This is a genomic window from Candidatus Sulfurimonas marisnigri, from assembly GCF_015265475.1.
Taxonomy (GTDB): Bacteria; Campylobacterota; Campylobacteria; order Campylobacterales; family Sulfurimonadaceae; genus Sulfurimonas; species Sulfurimonas marisnigri.
In genome coordinates this window covers 2,381,838-2,405,773 of record NZ_CP054493.1, presented here as the reverse complement: position 1 = coordinate 2,405,773, position 23,936 = coordinate 2,381,838, and the positions used below count along the sequence as shown (strand labels likewise).

At 34.2% G+C, this 23,936-nt stretch carries 24 protein-coding genes and 1 pseudogene; 14 read left to right on the top strand and 11 right to left on the bottom strand.

The genetic code is table 11. From position 1 onward, the window contains the following. The first annotated feature begins 33 nt into the window (after positions 1-33). From HUE87_RS12180 to aroC, 7 genes are all read left to right on the top strand, one after another. Positions 34-2,919, top strand: coding sequence for a DUF748 domain-containing protein (locus tag HUE87_RS12180; protein WP_194366647.1), 2,886 nt, complete (start codon positions 34-36; stop codon positions 2,917-2,919). Between the two features lie 49 nt (positions 2,920-2,968). Next, positions 2,969-4,033 (top strand): YeiH family protein, encoded by a 1,065-nt coding sequence (locus HUE87_RS12175; RefSeq protein ID WP_194366646.1) that lies wholly within the window; start codon positions 2,969-2,971, stop codon positions 4,031-4,033. A 61-nt stretch (positions 4,034-4,094) separates the two neighbouring features. Next, a complete protein-coding gene (locus HUE87_RS12170; RefSeq protein ID WP_194366645.1) occupies positions 4,095-4,562 on the top strand; it encodes a hypothetical protein in 468 nt (155 codons plus the stop codon). Continuing rightward, positions 4,562-5,608: a tetratricopeptide repeat protein gene (locus tag HUE87_RS12165; protein WP_194366644.1), complete on the top strand. Its 1,047-nt coding sequence runs from the start codon at positions 4,562-4,564 to the stop codon at positions 5,606-5,608. The genes HUE87_RS12170 and HUE87_RS12165 overlap by 1 nt, the downstream gene beginning before the upstream one ends. Then, the gene (gene rnhA / locus HUE87_RS12160; RefSeq protein ID WP_194366643.1) at positions 5,583-6,014 is read left to right on the top strand and encodes a ribonuclease HI; all 432 of its coding nucleotides are present in this window, start codon (positions 5,583-5,585) and stop codon (positions 6,012-6,014) included. Before HUE87_RS12165 ends, rnhA begins: the two co-directional genes overlap by 26 nt. Beyond that, positions 6,011-6,688 (top strand): ribonuclease III, encoded by a 678-nt coding sequence (gene rnc, locus HUE87_RS12155; RefSeq protein ID WP_194366642.1) that lies wholly within the window; start codon positions 6,011-6,013, stop codon positions 6,686-6,688. The genes rnhA and rnc overlap by 4 nt, the downstream gene beginning before the upstream one ends. Continuing rightward, positions 6,688-7,761 (top strand): chorismate synthase, encoded by a 1,074-nt coding sequence (gene aroC / locus HUE87_RS12150; protein WP_194366641.1) that lies wholly within the window; start codon positions 6,688-6,690, stop codon positions 7,759-7,761. The genes rnc and aroC overlap by 1 nt, the downstream gene beginning before the upstream one ends. A gap of 14 nt (positions 7,762-7,775) precedes the next feature. Here the strand turns inward: aroC and HUE87_RS12145 are convergent, their stop codons facing one another. The 6 genes from HUE87_RS12145 to HUE87_RS12120 form a co-directional block, all read right to left on the bottom strand. Continuing rightward, positions 7,776-8,834, bottom strand: coding sequence for a DUF6781 family protein (locus HUE87_RS12145; protein WP_194366640.1), 1,059 nt, complete (start codon positions 8,832-8,834; stop codon positions 7,776-7,778). A gap of 13 nt (positions 8,835-8,847) precedes the next feature. Beyond that, entirely contained in the window at positions 8,848-9,117 is a 270-nt protein-coding gene (locus tag HUE87_RS12140) for an HP0495 family protein (protein ID WP_194366639.1), read from the bottom strand. Then, positions 9,098-9,568 carry a cyclic pyranopterin monophosphate synthase MoaC gene (moaC, locus tag HUE87_RS12135; RefSeq protein WP_194366638.1) on the bottom strand — a complete coding sequence of 157 codons (471 nt, stop codon included), beginning with the start codon at positions 9,566-9,568 and terminating at the stop codon, positions 9,098-9,100. Before moaC ends, HUE87_RS12140 begins: the two co-directional genes overlap by 20 nt. A gap of 62 nt (positions 9,569-9,630) precedes the next feature. Further along, positions 9,631-10,203, bottom strand: coding sequence for a molybdenum cofactor guanylyltransferase MobA (gene mobA, locus HUE87_RS12130; RefSeq protein WP_194366637.1), 573 nt, complete (start codon positions 10,201-10,203; stop codon positions 9,631-9,633). Further along, a complete protein-coding gene (locus HUE87_RS12125; RefSeq protein ID WP_194366636.1) occupies positions 10,204-11,490 on the bottom strand; it encodes an OmpA family protein in 1,287 nt (428 codons plus the stop codon). It abuts the gene before it with no gap. Between the two features lie 90 nt (positions 11,491-11,580). Beyond that, entirely contained in the window at positions 11,581-12,840 is a 1,260-nt protein-coding gene (locus HUE87_RS12120) for a 3-isopropylmalate dehydratase large subunit (protein WP_194366635.1), read from the bottom strand. 519 nt (positions 12,841-13,359) lie between these two features. Here HUE87_RS12120 and HUE87_RS12115 point away from each other — a divergent pair. Beyond that, positions 13,360-13,524, top strand: a pseudogene (locus HUE87_RS12115) (c-type heme family protein); the annotation flags it as partial. A gap of 175 nt (positions 13,525-13,699) precedes the next feature. Here the strand turns inward: HUE87_RS12115 and HUE87_RS12110 are convergent. Then, positions 13,700-14,203 carry a hypothetical protein gene (locus HUE87_RS12110; protein ID WP_194366633.1) on the bottom strand — a complete coding sequence of 168 codons (504 nt, stop codon included), beginning with the start codon at positions 14,201-14,203 and terminating at the stop codon, positions 13,700-13,702. 160 nt (positions 14,204-14,363) lie between these two features. Between HUE87_RS12110 and HUE87_RS12105 the strand changes: the two genes are divergently transcribed. Beyond that, complete coding sequence (locus HUE87_RS12105) at positions 14,364-15,578, top strand: NifS family cysteine desulfurase (RefSeq protein ID WP_194366632.1); 1,215 nt, start codon at positions 14,364-14,366, stop codon at positions 15,576-15,578. Between the two features lie 33 nt (positions 15,579-15,611). After that, on the top strand, positions 15,612-16,586 hold the full coding sequence (locus HUE87_RS12100) for an iron-sulfur cluster assembly scaffold protein (RefSeq protein ID WP_194366631.1): 975 nt from the start codon (positions 15,612-15,614) through the stop codon (positions 16,584-16,586). Between the two features lie 3 nt (positions 16,587-16,589). On the opposite strand, the gene HUE87_RS12095 is transcribed toward HUE87_RS12100, so the two are convergent. The 3 genes from HUE87_RS12095 to HUE87_RS12085 are packed head-to-tail and all read right to left on the bottom strand — an operon-like array spanning position 16,590 to position 18,577. Continuing rightward, positions 16,590-17,444: a UDP-N-acetylmuramate dehydrogenase gene (locus HUE87_RS12095; RefSeq protein WP_194366630.1), complete on the bottom strand. Its 855-nt coding sequence runs from the start codon at positions 17,442-17,444 to the stop codon at positions 16,590-16,592. Then, on the bottom strand, positions 17,444-17,710 hold the full coding sequence (gene fliQ / locus HUE87_RS12090) for a flagellar biosynthesis protein FliQ (protein WP_194366629.1): 267 nt from the start codon (positions 17,708-17,710) through the stop codon (positions 17,444-17,446). The genes HUE87_RS12095 and fliQ overlap by 1 nt, the downstream gene beginning before the upstream one ends. A gap of 3 nt (positions 17,711-17,713) precedes the next feature. Beyond that, on the bottom strand, positions 17,714-18,577 hold the full coding sequence (locus tag HUE87_RS12085; protein ID WP_194366628.1) for a menaquinone biosynthesis family protein: 864 nt from the start codon (positions 18,575-18,577) through the stop codon (positions 17,714-17,716). A gap of 195 nt (positions 18,578-18,772) precedes the next feature. Here HUE87_RS12085 and recA point away from each other — a divergent pair, with 195 nt between their 5' ends. Genes recA through HUE87_RS12065 form a run of 4 tightly spaced genes read left to right on the top strand, consistent with a single transcriptional unit; the run spans position 18,773 to position 22,123 of the window. Then, positions 18,773-19,810, top strand: a complete 1,038-nt coding sequence (gene recA, locus HUE87_RS12080) for a recombinase RecA (protein ID WP_194367974.1) — start codon at positions 18,773-18,775, stop codon at positions 19,808-19,810. A gap of 42 nt (positions 19,811-19,852) precedes the next feature. Further along, positions 19,853-21,118: a phosphopyruvate hydratase gene (gene eno / locus HUE87_RS12075; RefSeq protein WP_194366627.1), complete on the top strand. Its 1,266-nt coding sequence runs from the start codon at positions 19,853-19,855 to the stop codon at positions 21,116-21,118. Positions 21,119-21,143: 25 nt separating this feature from the next. Then, on the top strand, positions 21,144-21,422 hold the full coding sequence (locus HUE87_RS12070; protein WP_194366626.1) for a hypothetical protein: 279 nt from the start codon (positions 21,144-21,146) through the stop codon (positions 21,420-21,422). A gap of 50 nt (positions 21,423-21,472) precedes the next feature. Then, entirely contained in the window at positions 21,473-22,123 is a 651-nt protein-coding gene (locus HUE87_RS12065; protein ID WP_194366625.1) for an AMIN domain-containing protein, read from the top strand. A 2-nt stretch (positions 22,124-22,125) separates the two neighbouring features. Here HUE87_RS12065 and HUE87_RS12060 read toward each other — a convergent pair whose 3' ends face one another. Further along, positions 22,126-23,859, bottom strand: a complete 1,734-nt coding sequence (locus HUE87_RS12060) for an Lnb N-terminal periplasmic domain-containing protein (RefSeq protein WP_194366624.1) — start codon at positions 23,857-23,859, stop codon at positions 22,126-22,128. Positions 23,860-23,936: the final 77 nt, after the last annotated feature.

Genomic DNA, 23,936 nt, shown 5'->3' with positions numbered 1-23,936 from the left:
GACTTAAAAATATAATTTTTCAGAGGTCTATCTATGTTAAAGAAAATCATACTCTCTATTTTAGTTGTTTATTCATTGCTTGGTTTTTTAGTTCTGCCGTACTTTTTAAAGCCTAAAATTGTACGACTTATCGGGCAAGAGACAAATTCTAAACTATCCATAGAGAGTGTTTACTTAAATCCTTTTTTATTTAAGATAGCACTTAACGGTGTAGAACTAAAAAGTTTGGATGACAAACATCTTCTCTCTTTTGAGTTATTAGAGATAGATTTAGAACCACACTCTTTGTTTAAGTTAGCGCTACATGTAAAGCATATAGTACTCGAAAATCCAAAGGTTTCATTTGCTTACTATAAAGATAAAACATTTAACCTCTCTAAAATAATTAAACCAGCTAGTACACAAGAAACAAAAAACGAGAAAATACAATTACCTAGAATAATAGTCGATAGAGTCTCTATTGAGGGTGGCAGTTTAGACTATGAAGACTACACAATAGCAAAAAAGTTTGAGTTATCTTTATATGATATAGGCCTAAATATTGAGAATATAGATACAGATGAGTCAGAGTCAAGCAGGGCTTTAGTAAGGTTTCATTCAACCTTAGGTGATGGTGGTAGTGTTAATATTAAAACTAAGATTACAGCTCTCAAACCACTTAAGCTTGAAGGAAATGTGAATTTTGAAGCCAGTAAACTTTACACCCAATGGAGATATATACAAGATAAAACAGGGATAGAAGTAGCAGATGGCAAGCTCTCTTTTTCTGGTAAATATTTTGTGAATATTGATGATTTAAACTCTACGAGCATAAATGATTTTAGTATGAACTTACAAAATCTAAGAGTTAAACCAAAGGATAAACCAGAAGATGTTCTAAATTTAAAATCTCTACATGTAGAGGGCGCTACAATAAAGCCAATGGCTCAAAAGGTACATGTAGAAAAAATAGTGTTTGATTCTTTACATGTAAAGGTAAAAAGAGATGAAAATGGCACTATCGACTGGGCAGAGTTGTTTAAAAATAAAGAGGCTAAGTCTGAAAAAGATAAGATAGATAGACCTATTGCTGAGGCAGTTCCATGGAGTGTTAGATTGGATAGTGTATCGTTAACAAAGTCTGCGGTAAATTTTATAGACAAAAGCCTAGAAAATAGAACAAGTATAAACCTAAACAGTATAAATATAAATGTTTTTAATATAAATTCAAAAGAGAATAGCCAGCTTCAATACGACGCTTCATTAAGAGTAAACAGCGCTGGGTCAATTTCATCAAAAGGGAGTGTAACACATACCCCTCTTACGCAAAATGGAAATTTCTCAATCAAAAAACTCTCTTTAAAAGAGTTCACGCCTTATCTGCAGGAGTCTGTTTTTGCTAAAATTGATGATGGCTATTTGAGTTTGCAGAGCAATGTGTCATACTCGCCGCAAAGTAAAGATGGAGAACTTCTTGTTGATGGAGGATTAAAAATTGAAACGTTTAAACTCTCCGATAGCAGAAGCGGTGACACTCTGGTGACTTTTGATAAAACACAACTAAAATCTTTTACTCTGAATCTGTTTCCAAATAAGCTATATATCGATGAGGTAAATCTTGATTCTTTTTATGTTGATGCGAAAATAGATGAAAGAAAAGTATTAAATTTTGCAAAACTATCAAAACCAAAAAAGGATGAAAAATTTACAAATGTAAGGGATACAAACAGTTCCACTGCTGAAGTTGAAAACAAATTTCCAATTAAAATCATGAAACTAAATGTATCAAATGGGAAAGCTAATTTTTCTGATTTTTCTCTTCCAATAAAGTTTCAGACATCAATTCATGACCTTAATGGGTATATTTATGGAATCTCTAACAGTAAGGGAGAAATAAGTTATATAGATATTGATGGGGAAGTTGATAAGTATGGCTCAACAAAACTAAAAGGGAGTTTAGAGCCATCAAATACAAGATCTTTTACAGATATAGATTTTAATTTTAGAAACTTGAGTCTTGACTCTTTTAGTGGTTACAGTGCTCAGTTTGCTGGGTATAAGATTGAAAAAGGTAAATTATTTCTTGACTTAGGGTACAAAATATCTGATTCACAACTGCTTGGTAAAAATAGAGTAATTATAAAAAGCATCGAGCTAGGGGATGCAATTGAGGATGAAAATATTACAAAGCTGCCACTTAGTTTTGCAATAGCACTGCTTGAAGACAGTGATGGTACTATAGATATAGATATGCCGGTGGATGGTAATATGGATGCGCCAGATTTTAAATATGGAGCCCTTGTTTTAAAAACTCTAGGTAACCTCATAATTAAAGCAGTAGCGTCTCCATTTAATTTTTTAGGTGCAGCTATGGGACTTAATGGTGATGATTTAAAATATGTTGAATTTGAAGTTGCTAATTTTGTTATATTGCCTCCTGAGAAAGAAAAACTGGATAATATTGCTAAAATACTGATAAAGAAGCCTAAATTATTATTGGGAATTTATGGAAGCTACAGCAAAGAAAAAGATAAAAAAGAGATTCAAGCTAAAAAATTGAGAGATGAGGTTGCAAAAAGAGGTGATAAAAAAGATACTAACACTATTGTGACACTTAAAATATTAGAAGATATCTATATAGAATCAGCAGGTAAAGAAGTTTTCATAGGCTTTAAAAGTGAACTAAAAAAGAGCTATCAAAAAGAGGATATATTTGATGTTGAGTATCAAAAAGCGTTAGCAGCTAGATGTATAGAGTTGCAGATAGTATCTCTAATTGAGTTGAAAGATTTAGCTAAGAAGAGAGCCCTGAGCATTAAGGAGTATTTGGTTCAGAGTAAAAGCATAGACCCGCTAAGAGTTTTGATAAAAGAAGTTAAAGAGGCGCAGGAGAGAGATGAGAAATGGATTCAAGCACCGCTTAAAATAGAGGTTCAATAGAAGAGAATATATTTTGATATAATTCGCTTATCAATTAATAAGGATTTTTATGCCATTTTCAGCGACAAACAGAAAGGGTACTATTAACGGGATTGTTTTTGTGGCTATTTTTGCAGCAGCAGCTACTATGATTTCAGATGTGGAATTCATCCGTTCTTTAGGGATTTCACCTCTGGTTATCGGTATCGTGATGGGGATATTTTATGCAAATACTCTTCACAATAATACACCGGCAGAGTGGAGTGGCGGAATAACTTTTTCTGGTAAAAAGATTTTACGTTTTGCAATAGTCTTTTATGGATTTCGTATAACGTTTCAGCAGATTGCTGAGGTTGGAATGGAGGGATTTATGGTCTCTCTTGTTATGCTCTCAACTACATTTATACTCGGAAGTTGGGCTGGATTTAAGTTGTTTGGAATGGAAAAAGATACTTCAATGTTAATATCATCAGGTGCTTCAGTATGCGGTGCAGCAGCAGTTTTGGCAACAGAACCAGTCTTAAAGGCTGAGGAGCATAAAACTGCAATAGCAGTCTCTATGGTCGTTCTTTTTGGAACAATTTCAATGTTTTTATACCCTGTTTTATACACTGCAATAATTGAGCCAGCTACTGGCTTTTTTCACATGAGCCCTAAAGAGTTTGGTATATATGTTGGTGGAACTATTCATGAAGTTGCCCAAGTTGTAGCAGTCCCGGCTTCGGTTGCTGGAGCACCTGCTGATATGGCAAATTCTGCTGTTATTGTTAAGATGACAAGAGTTATTATGATTGCTCCTATGCTTATAATTTTAGGTATTTACCTATCTTACAGTTCTAAAAAAACAGGGGCTGTATCTGGACCTGTAAAGTTAGTTATCCCTTGGTTCGCTGTTTACTTTGTAGGGATGGCAGGATTTAATTCACTGCAATTGGTTCCGCAAAACATAGTTGATGTTATTAATGAGATAGATACTTTTTTGCTTACAATGGCAATGACAGCACTCGGTATGGGTACAAGATTTGCAAAATTTAAAGGGCTTGGTTTAGCACCTGTCTATACAGCAGGATTACTATTTATTTGGTTGGTGGTCGGTGGTTTTGTAGTGACAAAATGGGTTATGGCTACATTTTAATCTAACTATATAAAAAAAAACTATATAATAGAGCAATAAATCTGTTATAGGAGTCAAAAAGATGTCGCACTTGCCAAACACGCTTAACTCTTTTTGGCTTTGGAGAGAAGTCTCTTCAAAACTAGGTATATCAAATCCAGCATATAAATATTGGAAAAATACAGCTAGTCTAAAATTAAACAATAAGTACCTTTTTATACAAAAAAACACTCTTCCCCCAAAACATGAACATGTAGAGAAAATACTAACGGATTTGTCTGGCTATTTACCAATTAAGTATGCTTCGGATAGATTACATGTGAATGAGCATATATTTTCATATGACAAAATGAGACTAAATAAAGAGTTTGAATATAAATTTGTAGAAGACGTGAAGTTTGTAAATATAAAAAAGTTTTTTACTGAGTTTGGAATAAAAGTTAGTAAAAACTCTATTGTTCAGCTTGGAAAAATTAAAGATTTGGACTTTAGTGCAGAGTGCACATTTTACAATCTAAAAAATGATTACGGGATAGTGGTTTACGAATAATGAATATATTTTTTTTAGAATTCCGTGATCCTCTTTTTGGGATAATAATATTTTTCGTTCTCATTTTTGTCATAACATTTGTTTCATATTGGCTAGCAAGATTTAAAAAAAGAGAAGACCACAAACATCTTGATAAATTTTTAAAACAGTTCAACACTCTTCCTTCTCAAAATGAGCTGAAAGTTTTGATTACTGGAGGTGAGTTGTCTGAAAAATCTTGGCTACTTCTTGCCCACTCCTATACAAAAAATGGTAATTTTGAAAAGAGTATAGAAATATATAGAGAACTATTAAAAGTGGGTGACAAGGCAAACTACAGAGACACTATGTTCTTACTTGGCCAGACATATTTTAAAGCAGGGTTCTTAGAAAGGGCAAGACAAATTTTCTTGGAGATTCTGAAAAATAATCCGAGAACACCTCAGGCACTAAACTATTTACTCTTGGTGTATGAGCACATGCAAGATTATAAATCTGCGCTAGAAGTCCTAGAACCACTTGAAGAGTTAAAAAAAGATATTAGCGGCGACAGCGCTTATTTAAACTCTCTGATGATTTTAAATAATCCAGAACTCTCAACAGAGGATAAGGTGCAAGAATTATTAACAATACATAAAAAGTCCAATCAGCTTACCTATCTTATATTTGAATATATATTCAGAGTTAACCCTAAGCTGGCTTGGGAAAATTTTGATTACTCAAAAGCTGAATTGCTTGTTGATATCTTATGGGGTATTGATAAAAAAGATTTGAACTTAGATATAATAATGCAAAATAGTTACTTAAAAGAGCTTTACAGCGCAAAAGGGTATATTAAAGAGAGTTCAAAGAGTTCTATTTTTGAGTTTAATGTACTAATAAATCTTGACTCAAAGGTCAATGCTACTCTTAGCTTCGAGTATATTTGTGATAACTGCAAGCAGGTTTACCCATTTGCATTTAATCGTTGCAGCAGTTGTCATACACTGGAGACATCACGTGTCGAACTTAGTTTAGCAAAAAACTATTATAAGGATTTCAGTGAAGAAAATAGCTCTTTTCAGTGATGGAAGTGCTTTAGGGAATCCAGGACCTGGAGGCTATGGGGTAATACTCAGATTTGCAGGTAAAGAGAAAGAGATATCTGGAGGAGAAGCTCATACTACAAACAATAGAATGGAACTCCTTGGTGCAATAGAGGGTTTAAGAGCCCTTAAAGAGCCATGTGAAGTTGATTTAGTTTCTGATTCATCATATGTTGTAAAAGGTATAAATGAGTGGTTGGTAGCTTGGATTAAAAGAGATTTTAAAAAGGTAAAAAATCCAGATTTATGGAGAGAATATATTGAAGTTTCAAGGATTCATAAAGTAAATGCAATATGGGTGAGAGGTCATGATGGGCACGAGGAAAATGAAAGGTGTGATAAGCTTGCGCGAGATGAGGCAGAAAAAATGAAAGAGTCACTAATATGAATAAAAATATAGATATTCTAGAGAAAACTTTAGGATACAAGTTTAAAAAAGAAAAGCTCATTATCGAAGCGCTGACACATAAAAGTTATAAACAGCCCTACGATAATGAGCGACTAGAGTTTTTGGGTGATGCAGTTTTGGATTTGATTGTTGGAGAGTATTTGTTTAATAAATTCCCACAATCAGATGAAGGAAAACTCTCAAAGATTAGAGCGTCTTTGGTGAATGAGAGCGGATTTGATATGCTTGCGCGCTCCATTAATCTTGGAGAGTATATTTACCTGTCAAATGCTGAAGAGAATAATGGGGGAAGAGAAAAGGCATCTCTATTATCAAATGCTTTTGAAGCTATTATTGGTGCAATTTATCTTGAAGCTGGGCTGAAAGTAGTTGAAAAAATTGCTATATCTATTATAGAAAAAAATCATAAAGATATATCATTGGACTCACTTTTTAAAGATTTTAAAACTACTCTTCAGGAGTTGACACAGGCAAGATTTGGGCAAATACCTGATTATCAGGTTATAGCCAGTCGCGGACCTGACCACAAAAAAGAGTTTGAAGTAGCTGTAATCATAGAAGAAAAAGAGTATGCAAGAGCCATGGGGAAAAGTAAAAAGATTGCTCAGCAAGAGGCTGCTAAAATGGCAGTAGAGATGTTAAAGGAAAAATAGTGAATAGTTTTGGTATAAAATTTAAATTTAGTACATTTGGAGAGTCTCATGGAATAGCAATAGGCTGTCTACTAGATGGAGTTCCTGCAGGTTTGAAGATAGATGAAAAGTTTATTCAGAGTGAACTAGATAGAAGAAAGCCTGGAAAAAGTGAGTTTGAAACAGCAAGGAAAGAGGATGACAAAGTAGAGATACTGAGTGGTGTTTTTGAAGGAGTTAGCACAGGCACTCCAATTGCTATGATTATTTATAATACAAATCAGAAATCAAAAGATTATACTAATATTAAAGATGTTTTCAGACCAGGGCATGCTGATTTTACCTACTTTCACAAATATGGAATAAGAGATTATCGTGGTGGTGGAAGATCTTCTGCAAGAGAGACAGCCGCAAGAGTTGCAGCTGGAGCTATTGCAAAGTTAGTGCTTGCAGAGTTAGAGATTGAAGTGTTGAGTGGAATAAGCGAAATTGACGGAATAAAATCAGAAATTTTTGATTATGAAAAAGCTAAAACAAGCTTAATCTATGCACTTGATACAGCAAAAGAGCAAGATCAAAAGAATGCTGTTTTAAAAGCAAAAAATGACCATGATTCAGTTGGTGGAGTTTCAAGAGTTCTCATAAAAGGTACTCCAAAAGGCTTGGGACAACCACTTTATTACAAGCTTGATGGTGTTTTGGCAGATGCTATGATGGGTATCAATGCTGTTAAGGCTGTTGAGATTGGTGATGGAATTTTGAGTGCTTCAACTCTTGGCTCAAAGAACAATGATGCAATAAGAGCAGATGGGTTTGAAAGTAATCATTCAGGCGGTATTTTGGGTGGAATAAGCAATGGTGAAGATATAGTTTTGAACGTATACTTCAAGCCAACGCCATCAATCTTTAAGGAACAACACACTGTTACAATTGAGAATGAAGAGGTAGATTTTTCATTAAAAGGGAGACATGACCCATGTGTGGCGATTAGAGGAACTGTAGTTTGTGAAGCAATGGCAGCTTTAGTGATAGCTGACATGCTACTATTAAATATGGGCTCACAGATGGAGAGAGTTACTAAATATTATAAATAGAAACTAAAAGAGTTTTACTCTTTTGGCTCCATTGCACTTTTTGCGGATTTTATTGCACTTCCAAGTGCAGATTTTGCAACACCCCAAGCTTGAATTCCCATTCTTTTTGCCTCTTTTGCTGTATCGGAATTAAGTGCCGTATCTGCCTTACTTGCCGCTGTTTTTGCCAAGACAGAGAATCTTTCTTTCATTACCTGCGCGGCCTCTTTTGATATATGAACTAACTCTTCAAGGTCATAGTGCATTTTTTGGTTAAGTTCTATAAGTATCTTTCTAATACTCGGACTACTCTCATTTGCTTGAGTTTGAACAACTTGTAAAAACAGAGTATCAGTCTGATTCAAGTCTTCCATTATCGTGTCATAATCTTCAATAAGTATATGCTTAGCCTCTAAAGGTATAAATGCCAATCTCTCTTTAAATCTATCAATAGAGTGAAGAAGACCTGCCCTCATCCCTCTAAGTGTTGCTTCTAGAATGTCTTCTGAAATATTTGGTGTAGCCTCTGCTATATCAATAGCAGAGTGGAGTATGGTTGAGAGGATTTTTCTAACTCTTATAGTATTGAGTGTTCCCTCTTTTATTGTCTGGTATGTAAGCTCTTTTATAAGCTCTTTAATTGTTTCATTTGCCTCACTGTCTTTTGATTTTTCTAAAGCAGTGATAATTGCTGATTCAACTGTTTCACTAAGTAGATCGAAAAGATCAATAGTTTGGAGTTTTACTTGGTGAAGTTTTGCTAAAGTTTGAACATCCTCTTTATCTACAAGAGTTTCTATAGCATTAAATACACTGTATTTTGCTTCTTGAAGTTCATGAGATTTTCTCTCTAAGCCTCTTTCTATTTGCTCTTTTTTTGCAAGAAGTTCTTCAAGCTCACTATGAAGCTTTTGTGTTTCAATATCGAGTATAGTTGTCGTAACTACTTTTATCTCATTAAGATTAAGCTTGTTGATATCTATATCTTTCTCATCTTTAGCAGAGTTTATAGCGGAAGCTACTCTCTTATCCAAGCTTTTGAACTTCTTGTTATAGAGGTTTTTAAAACTGTTTGCTAGTTCTTCTAAGTTCATAATAAATCCTTTTTTAAAGTACCATCTTTATATTCTGGTGTTGTTTTAGTGCTTCATAGATGAAATTTCTATCATCCTCATTATGTACTAGCATATCCAAATTCATGCTGACATACTTACCGCTTTTAGAGTTGTTCGAGTGTGTTAATTTGTGCTCTCTAGATTCTATCACATCATGTATAGCCTTTTGTAAAGCCTCTTTTTCACCAGCTATAAGCTTATAGCACCAAGAACAAGGGTAGGTAAGGTCCAGTTTTTCTTCTCTAGCGTTTATAATCTCCACTTTTGCCTCCTGATTTTGTTTCTAGCTGTACATGGCGAATTACCATCCCTTTGTCAATCGCTTTTACCATGTCATAAATCGTTAAAAGCCCTATACTTGTCCCCGTTAACGCTTCCATCTCAACACCGGTTTGCCCAGTGAGCTTAGCTGTGACAGTTAGTTTAAATCCTGGCAATTCAGCTAACTCCTCTACATCGCAATTGATTCCACTTAAGTTTAACGGATGGCACATTGGAATTAAATCACTAGTTTTTTTAACACCCATTATTGCTGCTATAACTGCAGTTTGAAGAACAGGACCCTTTTTTGTTTTCTCTGTGACTATTGCATCATAAGCGTTTTGGCTCATCTCTATTATCCCGCTTGCTACTGCTACTCTAGTTGTTTGATTTTTATCAGATACATCAACCATCTTTGGTCTTTGGTTCTCATCTAGATGAGTTAGATTCATAGATTCTCTTTTTTATGTAATTATTCATATCGTTTTTACTTTTTTATTATAGCAAAGTGTAGTTAAATAAGTGATAGGGCTTCTTTGTATTCATGAGGATGATTAAGATTTAAAAATGGTTTTTCATCTTCAAAATCTACATAAGTTGTATTTGAAGATTTTAATAAGAAGCCCAATTTATGATTATCATCTTTTAACATCTCGATAAATTCAGATTCAAGAGAACGATGGTAAATACCACACATTGGCTGTATTCCAAATGAGGTTTTTGCAATAGTAGCATCTGAAGTTATTGTATCAGCTTCTACTATTTTTAAAATCTCTTTTTCACTTATAAAAGGTGCATCGACACTTATAGTAAAAAACTTCTCTACATGTAGCTTTTCATATACAGCAATAAAACCAGTAGTTGGTGCAAAAATCTTATCGTTTTGAACATCTTCTATAAAGTTTGCATCAAAATTAAATTTACTTTTGTCTTTACATGAAATATAAACTGTTTGAAATATTTTACTTAAGCGGGAGAGTTGAAATTGGGTCATGGTGTCAAAGCCTCCAAATGGGAGAAGAGATTTATCTTCTCCCATTCTAGAGCTTTTACCACCTGCAAAGATGACACATGGTATATTTGTCATCTAATTTCTATTTAATGTTGCTTCAATTCTTCTGTTTTGCTCAAGACCTTCTGGAGTATTGTTTGATGCAACTGGGTCACTCTCACCACGGCCTATTGCAGTAACTCTATTGCTGTCAATACCAAATTCAATTATTAAGTCTCTAACGGAATTAGCTCTATTTTCCGATAATTTTTTGTTATTTGATTCACGACCAATATTATTTGTGTGACCAATGATTTGAGTAGTGTAGTTAGGACGATCTTTTAAGAAGTTAGCAAACTTTTCTACTCTTTTTTTAGATTCTTCATCAACCTCAAAAGAGTTATTTTTAAAAAGTATATGCAAGTTGATTTCTTTTGTACATCCATCTTCAGTTACAACATTTCCAGCAGGAGTTGTAGGACATTCGTCAATAGAGTTTAAAACACCATCTTTATCGTCATCTCCATCAACAAAACAACCATCAGAGTTTACTGGTTTACCAGCTGGAGTAGTTGGGCATTTGTCAACAGAGTTTAAAACGCCATCTTTGTCGTCATCTCCATCAATAAAACAACCATCAGAGTTTACTGGTTTACCAGCTGGAGTAGTTGGGCATTTGTCAACAGAGTTTAAAACGCCATCTTTGTCGTCATCTCCATCAATAAAACAACCATCAGAGTTTACAGGTTTTCCGGCTGGAGTGGTTGGACATTTGTCAATAGAGTTTAAAACACCATCTTTGTCATCATCTCCATCAATGACTGGAACTGGTTCAGCCATTGGCTCTGGTTGAGGAGTTACTTCTTGAGCTTTTGGACCAAATGCAAAGTTTATACCAGCTAAAACAGCTAAGTTGCTATCCCATCTGTTGCTATTGTTTTTTAACATATATACGGCTTCTAGTTTTAAAGCGATAGCATCATTAAGTGGAATTTTAGCACCAACACCTGCGTCAAAAAATAGGCTGTCTCTATTGTCTGATAAGCGAGTATCTATAGTCTCGTAACCAACACCTATTTTTGTTAAAGGAGACATGAAGCCAATAGAGTCATATTCATGAACACCATTAATAGCTATACGGTATATATCGGTGCTGATGTTGGAATTTTCATAATCAGCATCAGTATATAAAACACTAAGTTCTGGTTTTAGAACTGAATCTGAATTGTATTGTACTTCTGCCCCAATAAGAGTTTGATTCTCTAAATCGAGGTTGCCTTCGGCAATATTGTAACCAATAAGTGGAGTAATCTCATACTGATAGTCTTGTGCTATTGCAGCTGAGCCAAGCATAAGAGCTGGTATTATTAATAGTTTTGTCATGTTGTTCCTTGATAATTTTATACTAAGTATAATATCTGCATATGTCTTAAATAAATCATATATGTATATGTTAACATATACAATTAAAATTTATCTAGGGTCTGAAATATAACCAGTAATAGCTGATATTGCAGCAACTGCAGAGTTAGCTAAATAAACTTTAGATGAGCGTGAACCCATTCGTCCAATAAAGTTACGGTTGGTTGTTGAAACTGCAACTTCATTGTCTCCAAGTATTCCCATGTACCCACCAAGACAAGCTCCACATGTAGGGTTTGAAACTACACCGCCAGCGTCTATGATAATGTCCATATAACCAAGTCTATAAGCTTCTTTTAGGATTTTTTGAGTCCCTGGAGTTACAATAAGGCGAACATCTTCGTGAACTTTTTTACCTTTTAAAATTTCAGCAGCAGTTTTTAAGTCGCTTAGGCGACCATTTGTGCAGCTTCCGATAAAAGCCTGGTCTATTTTAATCTTATCATTAACTGCTTGTGTTATAGAGTGCCCATTTGACGGCAAGAAAGGATAGGCAATAACAGGCTCAAGGTTTCCTACATCTATCTCTAAAATTTGCACATAATTAGCATCTTCATCAGAGTAGTGAATTCTAGGTTCACGTGCTAAATTTTTGTCTGCCAAAAACTCTTTAGTGACATCATCATATGCAACAATTCCACTCTTCGCACCAGCTTCTATAGCCATATTGCACATAGAAAATCTATCGTCTATTGTTAAGTGCGCTATTGTACTACCCGTAAACTCTAAAGTTCTGTATAGCGCTCCATCAACACCTATTAAGCGAATAATTTCTAAGATAATATCTTTACCAGTTGTATGAAGTCCAGGTTTTCCACTTAAATTTACTTTTATAGATTCAGGAACTTTAAACCAGTTACCACCAGTTATCATAGCAAAAGCTAAGTCAGTTGAGCCCATACCTGTAGAGAATGCTCCAAGTGCACCATGAGTACAAGTGTGTGAGTCTGCACCGATAATAACATCACCAGGGACTACAAGACCTTTTTCAGGTAAAAGAGCATGCTCGATTCCCATGTCTTTTTCATCAAAAAAGTTTTTCAGATTGTGTTTTTTTGCAAAATCACGGCTGATTCTAGCCTGGTTTGCAGATGCAATATCTTTTGCTGGAATAAAGTGGTCAAGAACTAGAGAAAATCCATCTGGATTAGCAAGTTTCTGCGCACCGCTTAGGTTGAATGCACTAATTGAAATAGGAGTTGTAATGTCATTTCCGATAACCATGTCGATGTTTGAGCGGATAATTTCTCCAGCAAAAACTTCTTTGCCAACGTGCTCGGAAAATATTTTTTCAGTTATAGTTTGAGCCATAATGAACCTTTATAAATATGTAATAATTTTGCGATTATACCATTTATGTTTTAAAGTTAGGATATTTATAAATTTAGGAAAATTAAAATAAGTATGAGGTAATAATGACGATTTAATACAAATAAAAAGTATATTATTTAACCTAATGCCGTATTTCAAAAGTTTTTAGGGATATCTACAAGTAAAATATTTGCCAAAGTTGCAAGCGGTGAGTTATATATTTATCAGCTTATTAATTTAAAGAGGTTAAAAAATTAATATGAGCTATAACAAGCTAGTTAATTTAAAGAAAACTACAAAATACAAAAATAATAACTTTTATGACAGTAATTTTAATCTTGCTATCTATATTTATTTGGATTTTTATACTCCAATGTATAGTATAAGAACCATAACACTAAACGATAAACTATATAAAAAAGAAGCGTGAGCAGTAAAAGTTTACGCTCTATTGATAAGAGAAGTTTGCCAAAATAAATTTTTATAAGACATTTCGAAAATAGATAAAAAAATGTCTCTAGTCATCCAAGAAACTCTGAATATATGGCTGATAAAGAGGAGCTCAAAGCGTTGGTATGCTTTAGTGAGAATGTTAAGAGTAGTGAATATTTTTATCAATATGCTTTACCTCTACATGTAAAGCAAAGATGCTTAAGCTGCTATGGGGATAAAAACAAACTTTAGAGATAATTAAAAAAAATTATTCTATTGGTTGTGAATACAAAGTTGGTGACTTAACAGGCATTATGAGTATTTAAATACCTGAATAAATTTTTTAAAAAGTGAGATAAATAGTTTCATAATTAATGTAGTTCCGTTTGTAGTATTCAGAACTAGGTGATTTTATGCTTTTTTCTAATTAAATTTCATACTTCAAAGATTTTTTCATATATTCAGCTGAGCAGAAAAACATTGCTGCGAAGATAGGGTTTATTGTTACACATGTATCTTCAATTTTATCAAAAATTTTAAAATTAAATCCTGAGCCATTTTCAGACTCTTTAGGAATTACAGTAAACTTAATTGGTGCTAGCGTTTTAACCATGTTTAAAATTTTCTTCTTTTTTTTATCGCTGTCGTCCTCAAGTATATTGAAATCTATATCTTCTGAACTCTTATGAGAACGAATAACATCTTCTAAAATATCTAGCTTATCTTTGAAAACAATTTTATTCCATTTAATGCTAGCCTCTTTAGAATCTATATGGCACCCTTTAAACATTAGCGCATTTGGTTTTTTTTCTTTCATCGCTTCAAGCAAGCCAAGAAGGAAATTTGCTCCACCAACAGCATCTGCACATTTTGCCATCAATATATGTATTAGTGTTTTAGTCTCTTCGTTTTGCTTATTGAAATTGCACATGTATGATTCCTAGTATTTTATTATTAAGTATAATTATACCTTAAATTATTTATAAGTACAGTTTCGCTTAAGCTTATCATAATCTCAAACCTATTATCATGTCAATACGAAACAAGACAATTTTTGTCTTAATTAGAAAATAACTAAAAACGAGGTAAATATGCAAGTTTATTTAGATAACAATGCAACAACAATGGTTGACCCATTAGTAGTAGAAGCAATGACACCATTTTTTAGTGAGCTTTATGGTAATCCTAACTCACTTCATAAATTTGGAACAGCGTCACATCCAGCTATAAGTAAAGCGATAGATCAAGTTTATACTGCTTTAAATGCATCAGATGCTGACGATATAGTGTTTACATCTTGTGCGACAGAGTCAAATAATTGGGTTTTACAGTCAATTGTTACAGACCTTGTTAGACATGGTGAAAAGAACCATATTGTTACTACTGAAGTTGAACATCCGTCTATTCTTTCTACATGTAGATTTTTAGAAGAGCAGGGTGTTAAGGTTACTTATCTTCCGGTAAATGACCAAGGAGTAGTTGAAGTTAGTACAGTTAAAAGCTTTATAACTGACAAAACTGCTTTGGTGTCTATAATGTGGGCTTCAAATGAAACAGGAATGATTAATCCTATTAAAGAGATTGGTGCTATATGTAAAGAAAAAGGTGTTCTTTTTCATTCAGATGCCGTTCAGGCTGTAGGGAAAATACCTGTAGATTTAGAAGACGTGCATGTAGACTTTTTAAGTATGTCTGCACATAAATTTCATGGACCAAAAGGGATAGGTGCTCTATATATAAAGAACTCTCAAAAGCTTACACCGCTACTGCATGGTGGCGAGCATATGGGCGGTCGTCGTTCAGGAACACTAAATGTTCCTTCTATTGTTGGTATGGGTAAAGCTATTGAGTTAGCTACAGTAAATATAAAAGAGACAGCCGCTAAAATTAGGGCACAAAGAGATCGCTTAGAAGATGCAATCTTAGAGTTAAGTGATACTTTCGTTGTTGGTGATCGTGAGAACAGAACGCCAAATACTATTCTTATATCTATAAAGGGTGTTGAGGGTGAAGGTATGCTTTGGGATTTAAACAATGGTCAAATTGGAGCTTCAACCGGTTCAGCATGTGCCAGTGAAGATTTAGAGGCAAATACTGTAATGTTGGCAATTGGCGCTGATAATGAACTAGCACATACAGGTATTCGTTTGAGTCTAAGTCGATTTACAACTGATAGCGAAATTGATTATACTATCGCACATTTTAAAAATGCAGTTGGGCGCTTAAGAGCTATTTCAAGTTCTTTCGCAAAAGTACAACCAACACCAGGTGGAGAAGTTCAAGAGTGTGAACTTCATCACCACTAAATAACTAAATGATTTTAATAAAGGAAAAATATTATGGCAAAAAATGATATATTAGGAGCATCTCTTTGGGATGCTTACTCAAATAAAGTAACAACATTAATGAATAACCCACAACACCAAGGCGAGATTACCGAAGAAGAAGCAGAGTCTCATGGTAACAAGTTAATTGTTGCTGATTTTGGTGCTGAGAGCTGTGGAGACGCTGTTCGTCTTTACTGGGAGATAGATCCAAAAGATGACAAAATTGTAAACTCTAAATTTAAAAGTTTTGGTTGTGGTACAGCTATCGCTTCTTCTGATGTAATGACTGAACTATGTATTGGTAAAACAGTTCAAGAAGCTGTTAAAATAACAAACATAGATGTTGAACTGGCACTTCGTGATGACCCAGAGACTCCAGCAGTCCCACCTCAAAAAATGCACTGTTCAGTTATGGCTTACGATGTTATTAAAAAAGCAGCTGGTCTTTATATGGGTGTTGAGGCAGAGAGTTTTGAGAGTGAAATTATTGTTTGTGAGTGTGCTCGTGTTAGTTTGGGAACACTTCAAGAGGTTATCAAGCTTAATGACTTGAAAACTGTTGAGCAGATTACAGATTATACTAAAGCTGGTGGTTTTTGTAAGAGTTGTATTAAGCCAGGTGGACATGAAGCAAGAGAATACTACCTTACAGATATCCTAGAAGATACTCGTCGTGAAATGGACGAAGAGAAGATGAAAGCAGCGGCTGATGCTGGTGGAAAAGGCGACTTTGAATCAATGACTCTTGTTCAGCAAATTAAAGCAATCGATTCTGAAATTGATGATAGTATCCGTCAGTTCTTAATTATGGATGGTGGAGATATGGAAGTTATAGACATTAAGTCAAGTGATGAGTATATTGATGTTTATATTAGATACTTAGGTGCTTGTAACGGTTGTGCTTCTTCGTCAACAGGTACTCTGTACGCAATTGAATCAACTTTAAAAGAGAAACTATCTAAAAAAATTAGAGTTCTGCCAATATAATTTTTACATGTAAGGGTTCAAAAGTTTTGAATCCTTGCCCATATACCTAATATCCAAAACTCCAATTTCACACTCTAACCAAATTCCAAATTTTTCATAAACCTTTCTTTGAGCCTCTTGTATTAAAAATATCGCATCATCAAAAGTTCCATTGTTGTTATTTACTAAAAAATTTGCATGTTCGGGACTAAATTCCATATCCCCTGCTTTAAAACCTTTTAGCCCAACCTCTTCTATGAGTCGTCCTGCATAGTCACCCTTAGGGTTCTTAAAACAGCTTCCTGCACTTGGCATTGATGGTTGGTTCGAGCGCATTTTTTTAAATACATCTACTTTTTTTTCATCAAAACCATAAGTTAAAGAAAATGTTGCTTCCAAAATCGGGCTACTAATATCTGTATACCTGTACCCAAAACTAATATCTTGCTTAAAGATGACTTTACGCCCAAAGTGCGTTTCCTCGTTCCTTACAGTGCATGTAGAGATAGAAATAAGATTATTAAATATCTCAAACTCTTTAAGACCTGCATTCATAAAGACAAGTCCACCAAGTGTCCCTGGAAGATGGGAAACAAACTCGAAGTTTGCAATATTGTGTTTTTTGCAAAATGAGGCAATTTTTCCAGAGGGAGTTGCTCCACCAATTTTTAGAGTGTTATTTTCTATCTTAATATAGTCATATTTTTTATCTAACTTCATTAGAGGCGGAGGCTGTACGCCTATTAAAATGTTATTGCAAGAACCAATAATGTAATAATCATTAGTTGGTGTTTCGCAACTATCTAACAAAGCTACATCAATAGTAGCTCCTATTTTAAAAGAGGAAAATTTAGCGAAGTTGATACTTTTTGTTTTCATCACTCTACAAATGTAGGAATCATGTTAAATACCTGAGTTGAATAATCAGTCATTGAGTTTAGCATCCATGGCATTGTTAAGATAATAACTATTACAACACCTAAAATTTTAGGGATAAAACTCAGTGTCATCTCATTAATCTGCGTCGTAGCCTGAAAAATACTGACAGCTAAACCAAGAAACATACCAGTCAAAAGACCTGGAAGGGCTAGCATTAGAGCCATTTTAAAAGTTTCAACGCCTAATGATATGAGTTTTGCTTCCATAATCTAAGAGTTCCTAATCTCTTTATACTCAGCAGGTATCATAAAGTCTTCAACTTTTACCAATGAGTCATAAAAACCATGTTTGTAGCCTATCTCAAAGAGTTTATCTATCGCTTTGTATTGGAGTTGGCTTAAAGTTATTGACTCATCATTTGCATATAGTTCAAGATACTTATCAAGAGTTGCTGCATCAATACGAACCAAATCTCTCTCTAAAAGCATTTGAGAAAGTTTAGATTTATGGTCACGTGCCACCTGAACAGCCTTTGTTAATGTAGCCTCATACTCTATGGCTTTATTTAACGGAATAGAGCGACTAATTGCCATTCCTCCAAGAGGAAGAGGAAGTTCTTTACCAGCTAATTCTTGCCATATATCCCACATCTCTTTTTCAACTTCCAAGTTGTTATCATAAGTTAAAATACTTTCATGTATCAAAACACCAGCATCAACATTGCCATCAAGAACTGCTTGTTCTATCTCTAAAAAGTTCATATAAGTAACTCTGGAATCAGGGTAAGCTATACGAAAAAGCATAGCATTTGTAGTGTGTTCTCCACTAAGTGCAACTTTAAAATTTCTTTTTAGTTTAACACCTTTTTTCTTGATGACTTTAGGTCCATACCCTTCGCCAAAACTTACCGCAGTACGAAGTGGGGCATAATCTTCTTTTATGTGAGGGTAAAGTGCAAAACTAATTGCAACAATCTCATATTCGCCTCTTAGTGCTTTTTCATTTAGGGTTTGAATATCTTCCGCGATGTTGTCAAATTTAGTATCTTTCATATCTACCCAGCCAAATTTAATGGCATAGTACATAAATATATCGTCGGCGTCAGGTGAGTGTGCAATTAGTGTTTTTTTCAAGTTATCTGTCCGTAAATTAAAGAGATTAAAAATATAAACTAAATTTTAACCAAATATGGATAAAATCTCACTAATTTATACATAAACTTCTGTATAAAAGAGATGAATGAATAAATATGTCAATTTGCAATATTTTAAAATAAAAATATAAAATTGACATATAATAAGTCTAAATTTAATATAAGTGAGCCCAAGATGGACGCAAACAAACAAAAATCATTAGACTTAGCAATGAAGCAAATAGATAAAGCATTTGGTAAAGGTGCTTTAATGAGATTGGGTGATAAAGAGATTATGCCTATTGAAGCTATTAGTACAGGTTCTCTTGGTCTCGATTTGGCATTAGGTATTGGTGGTGTTCCTCAGGGGCGTGTTGTTGAGATTTATGGACCAGAGAGTTCTGGTAAAACAACTTTGGCACTTCAAATAACAGCTGAGTGTCAAAAAGCTGGTGGTGTTTGTGCATTTATTGATGCAGAACATGCTTTAGACGTTGGCTATGCTAAGAACTTAGGTGTTGATGTAGATAACCTACTTGTTTCTCAGCCAGATTATGGTGAGCAAGCATTGGATATTGTAGAAACAATTGCTAGAAGTGGTGCAATTGACTTAATTGTAATCGACTCGGTTGCGGCATTAACACCAAAGTCTGAGATAGAAGGTGAAATGTCTGACCAAAACGTTGGTGTTCAGGCAAGGCTTATGTCAAAAGCACTTCGAAAATTAACAGGTGTATTGCATAAAATGAATTGTACGGTTATATTTATTAATCAAATTCGTATGAAAATAGGAATGATGGGCTACGGTTCTCCAGAGACTACAACAGGTGGTAATGCACTGAAGTTTTACGCTTCTGTAAGGATAGATGTTAGAAGAATAGCATCATTAAAGCAGGGAGAGAGTCAGATTGGTAACCGAGTTAAGGCAAAAGTAATAAAAAACAAAGTGGCACCACCATTTCGTCAGGCTGAATTTGATATAATGTTCGGCGAAGGTATCTCTAAAGAGGGTGAGCTTGTTGACTATGGTGTTAAATTAGACATAATAGATAAATCTGGTGCTTGGTTTTCTTATGAAGAGACAAAACTTGGTCAAGGGCGTGAAAATGTTAAAGCCAAGTTTAAAGATGAGCCTGAATTAGCTCGCGAAATAGAAGAAAAAATAAAAGTAGCAATGGGCATTAGTAATCTAATGACTATGGATACATCAGAAATAGAAGAAGCAGATCAATAATTTGCTTATAAGATAAAATTAAAATAAAGAGGCGGATACATAATGTTTATAGATAGCGTAAGTGCAATTGAAGTAATGGATTCTCGTGGAAATCCAACAGTTAAAGCAACTGTAACGTTAAGTGATGGAACAGTTGAGAGTGCAATCGTACCTTCAGGTGCAAGTACTGGCAAGCGTGAAGCTCTAGAGCTACGTGATGGCGGCGACAGATATATGGGTAAAGGTGTCCTTAAGGCAGTTGAAAATGTTAACAGTCAAATATCTGATGTACTAATTGGTCTTTCACCATTTAACCAAGCTGTAATTGATGCTGAAATGAAACAGCTTGATGGAACTGAAAACTATGGCAATCTAGGTGCTAATGCAGTTCTAGGAGTTTCTATGGCTGTTGCACGCGCTGCTGCTAAAAGCTTAGGCATTCCACTATATCGTTATCTTGGTGGCGCAAACGCTATGGTTTTACCAACTCCAATGTTAAATATTATCAATGGCGGTTCACACGCTGATAACTCAGTTGATTTTCAAGAGTATATGATTGTTCCTATGGGATTTGAAGATTTTACTGAAGGCTTAAGAGCATCTGCTGAAGTTTATCACAATTTAAAAGCTATTTTAAAAGCTAAAAAGCACAATACTGCACTTGGCGATGAAGGTGGCTTCGCACCTGATTTAGGATCAAATGAAGAGCCAATCCAAATTATTATGGAAGCTATTGAGAAAGCCGGATACAAAGCTGGAGAGCATATGGGAATAGCTATGGATGTTGCAGCATCTGAGCTTGTTGTTGATGGTGGTTATAGATTGGAGTCTGAAAACCGCACAGTAACTTCAGCAGAATTAGTTGAATATTATGCTGACCTATGTTCTAAATATCCAATTGTGTCTATTGAAGATGGACTAAGTGAAGATGACTGGGACGGATTTAAATTAATGACTGAAAAGCTTGGTGATAAAATTCAGATTGTTGGTGATGACCTTTTTGTTACTAATGTAAATATTTTAAACGAGGGTATACAAAAAGGTATTGCAAATTCAATATTAATTAAACCAAATCAAATTGGTTCAGTTTCAGAAACAATGTTAACAGTTCGTCTTGCCCAAAGAAACGGCTATACTTGTGTTATGAGTCATCGTTCTGGTGAGAGTGAAGATGCTTTTATTGCCGATTTCGCTGTAGCACTTAACTGTGGTCAGATAAAAACAGGTTCTACTGCAAGAGGCGAGAGAACTGCTAAGTATAACCGTCTTTTAGAAATAGAAAATGAAATAGTATATGGTGAATACTTAGGCTCAGCAATTTTTAATTAAGACCAATAATCTTATAGGTGCTTATATGAATGATGAAGAACTTTATGATGGCATAGATGATACTCAGAGTATAACTCAAAAGTATCTCGGGTTATCGGTAGCAAAGTTTTTGATATTAGTACTTATAGTACTTTCAATTGGAATATATCTTGGTATATTGCTTTATGGTACAAATTCACTAGAAGTTCTTTTCGGACTTCAAGATTATGAAGAGTATCTTCAAGGTGAAATATATAGACTAAAAGATGAAAATGCAGAGCTTCAAAGAGAATATTTTGAACTAAAAGAGATTTCTGCTCAATAGCACAAAATTATAATTAACTTGTTATAATACTTGAAAAATTAGGGGTAGTTTTGATTAAAGTTTTGTTTATATCTATTTTTTTACTTATAACTTTATATGCTCGCGAAAATCCTTTTTTCCCATCTAATGGCGAAAAAGATATCCCTTTTACATCTAATGAAAACATAGATAAAGACCCTCTTAAGAGAGCAACAATCACTCTACCTGCACAAGCTAGAATTCTTCAAAAAGTAACAATCGAGTATAAAAACTTAGATGGTTCACTAGAGACTAAAAGCATAGAACTGGACAACTCCGTTGACTGGCATTTGCCTATTTTTGTATCGCAGGACTATGGTTCATCACCAACATCTGAACCAATCGTAATGAGCAAAAAGGAATCTGTAAAGAAAAGTATAGAGTATAAACAAATTGCATCAACTGCATATTTAAAATTCTACTCTTCTGGCAAAAATTTAAAGATTATAACTTCAGACAGTATGATAAGAAACTTTTTACTTGTTGATCCACACAGAGTAGTGTTAGATTTTAAAAGAGATAGCAGTATGAAAAGTTATATGAAAAGTAATCCTAAAAATATTTTTAATAAGATTAGAATTGGAAATCACGACGGATACTATAGAGCGGTTATAGAACTAGATGGACTTTACAGATACAAACTCGACAAAACTTCTGATGGATATATGTTAAAACTTATATAAAGCTAGAAATAGTAATTTATATTAAACTTTATAGTGCCCTCTTGCCTCTTTAAATCAAAGTTTAATCTCTCTTTGTAGTCATAGCTAAACATTAGTTGTGTGTTTTGAGATAGTCTAAAACTTTGATATACCCCTATTAATAGTTGCTCATCTCCTGTATCGTACCATCTTCTTGTAATCTCCATATTTGTACTCATATAACTCTCTCCATCAATTACAGCACCAAGACTGGCACCAATTGCAGATTTAAATTCACCATCAAGATAAAAGAGAGGATCTGTCATTGCGTAAATGAAAGCAAACTCATTTCCCCAACTAAAGCCAACGCCAACTGTACCTATAAAATTTGCTGTTTCATCAAGAGAATTTTTATCCCAACCAAACTTTGTTCTCCATGATAAATTTTCAAAAAAATCAGATCTTTGAGCAAGCGAAACAATAGAGAGTATCGTCGCATCTTCTACTTCTATTTGTTTATCTGAATATGAAAGTTCAAAGTTCATAAACTCTATCTGTGTGCCTCGTAAAAAGCCATAATTACTATCTTGCAAACTGTGATATGAGGGACGAAGCCCTAAAAAGCTTATAGATTCTCCTTCTCTATAACCAAAGCCGATAGATGTTCTTATCGCTCTATGGCTATCTATAGGATTTGGAGGAGTTTGTATATATAGATTTTCCCCTTGTCCCAATGTTGACCTTGCTTTTGAAATATCATGAAATAGAGTTAAGTATTTCTCTTTTGTGATTTTATTTTTACTTCGTCTGTATTCAAGTAGTTCAATAGCAGCCTCTAATATATATCTTTTTTGTTGAATATCTATATCTGTATTATCTATAATATCCTGTTGATTAATATTGGTATTAACCAATTCAAGCGGTGTCTTTACGTACTCTTCATTAAGTAACTCTTCATACTTTAACAAGGTAGTTCTTTTAGAAGGTCTATAAAAATTATCCTCGATAATACCCTCAGCTTTACAAGCATGCACAGTTTCAAGAGGGGTGACCTGATAGTTAAAATACTCTTTTAAATGTAAAGTTGGCCTAGCTACTTCTAAGAACCATAGCATATTGTAGGAGCAATTTTCGGTAAAAAAATAATAGTTTGAGTGCGTTCCGTTTAGTTCCCAAATATGTCTAACCATATTAATAACTTCATCTTCCTTTAGATTTAAATCATACTCCCAAATATCCCTTTGCTCACTGTCTCTATACTCTTTTAGTTTATCATAGTATGGAAGTAGAGAATACTTTCCGTAGTAGCCTCCAAATAAACCTTTGATAGCAAAGATAGCAGCATTTTCTTTATCTGGATTTGCATTTGCTGCATAGTTTACAGCATATGAGAGTAGTTTAGAGTTGTAAGCAGAGTTTATACGTAAAAATGTATGACCAAACATGGATGCAGGTGAGTTTATATGCGCTGATGGAAAGACAAGTGTTGCTGACTTTGGATTTAATCTGTTGAGTATATTTTTATACTCTGTGCACTCCACATGTGCAAACTCTGAAATGCTAAGTTGCTCACTAATCCAAGCTTTTCTTGCTGGAAATTTACATGCACTAGAGTTATCATCAAATTTTGTTTCATTTAGGAGTGCATCTATTGTTGCATGAAGTTCACTTTTTGCATTAGTTTTACCATCTTGAGCAAAGAAAAAATTAGCATCATCTATTTCACTTCGTCCATCTACATTATGAAGTAGTAAATTCCAATATCTAGATTCTGACAAATTAAGATTATCTGCTTTTTGTTTGTACTCAAGTGCTGAGGCATTTAAAAAACTAATGGAAAAAATAAGAATTAAAG

Coding starts and splice junctions, on each gene's coding strand:
- HUE87_RS12180 (WP_194366647.1), top strand. CDS start 34: ATGTTAAAGAAAATCATACTCTCTATTTTAGTTGTTTATTCATTGCTT.
- HUE87_RS12175 (WP_194366646.1), top strand. CDS start 2,969: ATGCCATTTTCAGCGACAAACAGAAAGGGTACTATTAACGGGATTGTT.
- HUE87_RS12170 (WP_194366645.1), top strand. CDS start 4,095: ATGTCGCACTTGCCAAACACGCTTAACTCTTTTTGGCTTTGGAGAGAA.
- HUE87_RS12165 (WP_194366644.1), top strand. CDS start 4,562: ATGAATATATTTTTTTTAGAATTCCGTGATCCTCTTTTTGGGATAATA.
- rnc (WP_194366642.1), top strand. CDS start 6,011: ATGAATAAAAATATAGATATTCTAGAGAAAACTTTAGGATACAAGTTT.
- HUE87_RS12145 (WP_194366640.1), bottom strand. CDS start 8,834: ATGAACTTAGAAGAACTAGCAAACAGTTTTAAAAACCTCTATAACAAG.
- moaC (WP_194366638.1), bottom strand. CDS start 9,568: ATGAATCTAACTCATCTAGATGAGAACCAAAGACCAAAGATGGTTGAT.
- mobA (WP_194366637.1), bottom strand. CDS start 10,203: ATGACAAATATACCATGTGTCATCTTTGCAGGTGGTAAAAGCTCTAGA.
- HUE87_RS12125 (WP_194366636.1), bottom strand. CDS start 11,490: ATGACAAAACTATTAATAATACCAGCTCTTATGCTTGGCTCAGCTGCA.
- HUE87_RS12120 (WP_194366635.1), bottom strand. CDS start 12,840: ATGGCTCAAACTATAACTGAAAAAATATTTTCCGAGCACGTTGGCAAA.
- HUE87_RS12110 (WP_194366633.1), bottom strand. CDS start 14,203: ATGTGCAATTTCAATAAGCAAAACGAAGAGACTAAAACACTAATACAT.
- HUE87_RS12105 (WP_194366632.1), top strand. CDS start 14,364: ATGCAAGTTTATTTAGATAACAATGCAACAACAATGGTTGACCCATTA.
- HUE87_RS12100 (WP_194366631.1), top strand. CDS start 15,612: ATGGCAAAAAATGATATATTAGGAGCATCTCTTTGGGATGCTTACTCA.
- HUE87_RS12095 (WP_194366630.1), bottom strand. CDS start 17,444: ATGAAAACAAAAAGTATCAACTTCGCTAAATTTTCCTCTTTTAAAATA.
- fliQ (WP_194366629.1), bottom strand. CDS start 17,710: ATGGAAGCAAAACTCATATCATTAGGCGTTGAAACTTTTAAAATGGCT.
- recA (WP_194367974.1), top strand. CDS start 18,773: ATGGACGCAAACAAACAAAAATCATTAGACTTAGCAATGAAGCAAATA.
- eno (WP_194366627.1), top strand. CDS start 19,853: ATGTTTATAGATAGCGTAAGTGCAATTGAAGTAATGGATTCTCGTGGA.
- HUE87_RS12070 (WP_194366626.1), top strand. CDS start 21,144: ATGAATGATGAAGAACTTTATGATGGCATAGATGATACTCAGAGTATA.